The 4,542-nt window shown below is 64.2% G+C and carries 4 protein-coding genes; 1 reads left to right on the top strand and 3 read right to left on the bottom strand.

The window, feature by feature from the left end; all coding sequences use genetic code 11:
- Nucleotides 1–153 precede the first annotated feature (153 nt).
- The 3 genes from FJW07_RS31495 to FJW07_RS31485 are packed head-to-tail and all read right to left on the bottom strand — an operon-like array spanning nucleotide 154 to nucleotide 2,885.
- Nucleotides 154–1,035: a MurR/RpiR family transcriptional regulator gene (locus tag FJW07_RS31495; protein WP_140659278.1), complete on the bottom strand. Its 882-nt coding sequence runs from the start codon at nucleotides 1,033–1,035 to the stop codon at nucleotides 154–156.
- Nucleotides 1,036–1,044: 9 nt separating this feature from the next.
- Nucleotides 1,045–2,112 carry a sn-glycerol-3-phosphate ABC transporter ATP-binding protein UgpC gene (gene ugpC, locus FJW07_RS31490; RefSeq protein WP_140860932.1) on the bottom strand — a complete coding sequence of 356 codons (1,068 nt, stop codon included), beginning with the start codon at nucleotides 2,110–2,112 and terminating at the stop codon, nucleotides 1,045–1,047.
- 2 nt (nucleotides 2,113–2,114) lie between these two features.
- Complete coding sequence (locus tag FJW07_RS31485; RefSeq protein WP_140860930.1) at nucleotides 2,115–2,885, bottom strand: SDR family oxidoreductase; 771 nt, start codon at nucleotides 2,883–2,885, stop codon at nucleotides 2,115–2,117.
- 172 nt (nucleotides 2,886–3,057) lie between these two features.
- Between FJW07_RS31485 and FJW07_RS31480 the strand changes: the two genes are divergently transcribed.
- Nucleotides 3,058–4,287: a sugar ABC transporter substrate-binding protein gene (locus FJW07_RS31480; RefSeq protein WP_140710912.1), complete on the top strand. Its 1,230-nt coding sequence runs from the start codon at nucleotides 3,058–3,060 to the stop codon at nucleotides 4,285–4,287.
- Nucleotides 4,288–4,542: the final 255 nt, after the last annotated feature.

The following is a 4,542-nucleotide window of genomic DNA, read 5'->3' as shown; positions in this document are numbered from 1 at the left end:
GCGCTGCGAAGCAGCGACGGATTGGGGGAACCACGTGGCAATCAAGCCTCAGGTCTGATCAGTCACGCCAGTCACAGAAGATGTGCATCGCGTAGCCGCCAGAGGAGGGCGCGAGGGATCGCCAGCGCTGACGGCGCAAGCCACTGCAACCGCTCAATCGCCCAGCGGCAGCCTCGGATCGTCCACCTTCAGCGTGTTCACGCTCTGCTTGATGCGGCGCAAATTCTCCAGCACTTTCGGGCCGCGTGATTCCGCCACCGTGGTGGCGATCATGTCGAGGATGGCCAAAAGCGCGTAGCGCGACGAGGTCGGCTTGTAGATGTTGCCGTCCTCGACCGACTGCAAAAGAATCACCGTGTCGGCGGCTTTTGCCAGCGCGGAGTCCGGCGCTGTGATGGCGACGGTGGCGGCGCCATATTGCTGCGCCACTTCGACCGCCTCGATCACCGAGCGCGCATAGCCCGACACCGAGAAGGCGACCAGCGTCGTCTCGGGCGTCGCCACCGCGGCATACATGCGCTGCAGCTGGCCGTCGATCTGGGCGAGCGCCGACAGGCCGAGCCGGAACAGCCGGTTCTGCATCTCGGTCGCCATCATCGAGGAAATGCCGCCCGAGCCGATGCACAGCACGTTGCCGGAAGCGGCGATGCGGGCGGCGACATCCATCAGCGTCGTCATGTCGAGGTTTTCGCTGGCGCGCTGGATGGCGGCGATCGCCGCTTCGGTTATCGCCGAGGCGATGCGCTGCTCGCGCGCGTCGCGGCTGAGCGGCTCCGGCGACAGATACTGGCCGCCGATGGCGATCGCCTGCGCCAGGTAGAACTTGAAATCGCGCAGGCCCTCGCAACCGAGATTGCGGCAGAAGCGGGTGACGGTCGGCTCGCTGACCCCGACGCGCGCGGCGATCTCCGAGATCGCGGCTTTGGAGGCGAAATCGAGGTCGGAAAGCACCAGCCCGGCTAGCCGGCGATCGGACTTGGTGCCGTCCTGCGACATCAATTGCAGGCGGGTGATGATGTCGGCCGGGGTCTTCATGTCATCATCTCAGAGCGGCAGGCCTGTCGCCCTGTCGAAGAGGTGGATGTTGCGCGGGTCCACGCTCACCGGCAGCCGGTCGCCCGGCTTTACCTGCAGCCGGTCGCGGAACACCGCGCGCACAGTGTCGTCGCCGACCGAGCCATAGACATGCGTTTCCGACCCGGTCGGCTCGACGACATCGACCTTGATGGCGAGGGCGTCGTCGCCGGCGCCAACCACGAAATGCTCGGGCCTGATGCCGGCCTCGACCGTGTCGCCGCCGGACGTGGCCTTGCCCGAAAGCGCCAGTCGGCCGCCGCTCGTCGTTTCAAACCAGGAGTTGGCTCCAGCCGTCTTGAGCGCGCCGGAAACGAAACTCATCGAGGGCGAGCCGATGAAGCCGGCGACGAATTTGTTGGCCGGCCGGTCATAGAGCTCCAGCGGCTGGCCGACCTGCTGGATGCGGCCGCGATCCATCACGACGATGCGGTCGGCCATGGTCATCGCCTCGATCTGGTCGTGGGTGACGTAGACGATGGTCGATTTCAGCCGCTGGTGCAGCGCCTTGATCTCGGTGCGCATCTGCACGCGCAATTGCGCGTCGAGATTGGAAAGCGGCTCGTCGAAGAGGAAGACCGAAGGCTCGCGCACGATGGCGCGGCCCATGGCGACGCGCTGGCGCTGGCCGCCCGACAATTGCCGCGGATAGCGATCGAGATAGGAGAAGAGGTTGAGCACGCCCGACGCCTTCTTGACCTTGTCGTCGATCGCGGCGCGGTTCTCGCCGCGGATTTTCGGGCCGAAGCCGATATTTTCCGCAGCCTTCAAATGCGGGAACAGCGCGTAGGACTGGAACACCATGGCGATGTTGCGCTTCTGCGGCGGCAGCTCGTTGGCGCGCGTGCCGCCGATGACGAGATCGCCGGAGGTGATCGCCTCCAGCCCTGCCAGCATGCGCAGCAGGGTGGACTTGCCGCAGCCGGACGGGCCGACCAGCACGACGAACTCGCCGGTCCGGATGTCGAGGTTGATGTCCTCGAGGATTTTGTGCTGGCCGAAGGATTTCGACAGGTTGCGGAACTGGACGTCGGTCATGGTCACGCTCCCAATATATCGTCGATGAAAGGCAGGTAGCCGGCCGTCAGTCCGGCGTCCACGGGCACCACGGCACCTGTTATGCCGGAAGCGCGCTCGGAGGCAAGGAAGGCGACGGCCTCGGCCACTTCCCGTGCGTTGACGATGCGGCCGAGTGGATAGAGCCGCTGCAGCCGGCCGAGGATCTCGGGATCCTTGGCCAGGCGATGGTCCCAGGCGGCGGTGCGGATCGACCCCGGGCACACGACATTGGCCCGCAACCCGCTGCGGCCGAGCTCGACCGCGATCGATTTGGCATAGGCGTTGATGCCGGCCTTGGCCGCGGCATAGGCCGGATTGCCGAAATGCGCGATGGCGTTGACCGAGGAAATGAAGACGACGCTGCCAGAACCGCGCCCGGCCATCGCCTTGATCAGCGGATCGGCGAAAGTCATCACGCCGGTCAAATTGAGGTCGAGCTCCTGCTCGATTTTGTCCGCCGTCAGCGCCTTCAAGGTCTCGGCGCGCGTCCAGCCGGCATTGTTGATCAGGATGTCGGGGACGCCGTCCTTGTCGAGCAGCGCGGGGATCGCCGCTTCGATCGAGGCCCGGTCGAGCAGGTTGAAGACATGGCGCGACGCGATATGCGGGCTGGCCAGCGCTTCCGTCGACTGGTCGCAGCCGACGATTCGCGCGCCGCGCTCCGCCATGAGCTCGACGATCGCCGAACCGAGGCCGCCGCCGGCGCCGGTGACGACAATTGTCTTGCCTTCGAACTCGGCTTTCGAACCCAATTTGCCCGCTCCTCCACCCTCATTTTAAGCCGGCAGGCTAACCATGCAAATGTAATTAAGCAACATGATAATCCGCTTGCATGGCGCGAAATGATGGATAATGTAGGAAAGTAACATAAATCCTGCGCCCCAAAGGGTCCAGGCGCCAACGTGCATCAATGGGAGAGATCAGATGAGCCTTGCGAAATGGACTGTCGGCCTGTTGGCCGGAATGAGCATGCTGGCTTTTGCCGCACCTGCCGGTGCCGGCGAGGTGCGCGTCACCGTCGCCGAATACAGCGCCAAGACCGGCCCCTATTTCGAGGAAGTGAAGAAGGAATTCGAGGCGGCCAATCCCGGCATCACCATCAAGTATGAAGTGGTGCCGTGGGATGTGCTGCTGCAGAAGCTCACCACCGACATCACCGCCGGCACCAATGCCGACCTTTCGATCATCGGCACGCGCTGGCTGATCGACTTCGTCCAGCAGGATGTCGCCGAGCCGCTCGACAGCTACATCAAGCCGGAATTCAAGGACCGCTTCATCGACACCTTCCTGCAGCCCTCGATCATGGACGGCCACACTTACGGCCTGCCGATCGCGGCTTCCGCGCGCGCCATGTATTACAACAAGGAGCTGTTCGAGAAGGCCGGCATCGCCAAGCCGCCGGCGACCTGGACCGAGCTGCAGGAAGATGCCCGCAAGATCAAGGCTCAAGGCGCTTTCGGCTTCGGCCTGCAGGGCAAGGAGATCGAGACCGACGTCTATTACTACTATGCGATGTGGTCGCAGGGCACCGAGATCCTCAACAAGGACGGCACGTCCGGCCTGAGCACGCCCGGCGCGCTGGAAGCCGCCAAGCTCTACAAGTCGATGATCGACGAGGGCCTGACGGAACCCGGCGTCACCTCCAACAACCGCGAGGACGTGCAGAACCTGTTCAAGCAGGGCAAGGTCGGCATGATGATCACCGCGCCCTTCCTGTCCAACCAGATCAAGGAAGAAGCGCCGAACCTGAAATACGGCGTCGCCGCCATCCCCGCCGGCCCGACCGGCGCGCGCGGCACCTATGGCGTCACCGATAGCATCATCATGTTCAAGAACTCCAAGAACAAGGACGAGGCCTGGAAGCTGCTCGACTTCCTGTTCACCAAGGAGCAGCGCGCCAAGTTCACGCAAGGCGAAGGCTTCCTGCCGGTGAACAAGGAAGAGGCGAAGATGGACTATTACGTCAACAACGCCGACCTCGCCGCCTTCACCGCGCTCTTGCCCGACGCCCGCTTCGCGCCGGTCATCCCCGGCTGGGAAGAGATCGCCCAGATCACGTCGGACGCCATGCAGAAGATCTATCTTGGCGGCGACCCCGAGGCCGGTTTGAAGGACGCGGCGGCCAAGGCCGACGCCGTGCTGAAGAAGAAATAAGGGCGTATCTCCCTGCGCCCCGTGGCGCGCTCCACCCCGTCGGAGCGCGCCACACCTTTTTGGTCTTCAGCAGAAAGACAGATCATCGATGTCAGCGCCTTCCAGCCAGCCTCCTTCCTCTCCCTCCGGAGGGGGGAGAGGTGGCTCGGCGAAGCCGAGACGGAGTGGGGGAACCACCTGGCAACCGCCGCGAACGGACACACGAAGGGCACTCGGCGCAAGCATCACCTCCCCCTGCCCCCCAAGGGTGGGGGG

It is taken from the genome of Mesorhizobium sp. B3-1-9, assembly GCF_006439595.1.
Classification (GTDB): Bacteria; Pseudomonadota; Alphaproteobacteria; order Rhizobiales; family Rhizobiaceae; genus Mesorhizobium.
The sequence above is the reverse complement of the archived record's forward strand: the minus strand, read 5'-3'. Positions and strand labels throughout refer to the sequence as shown.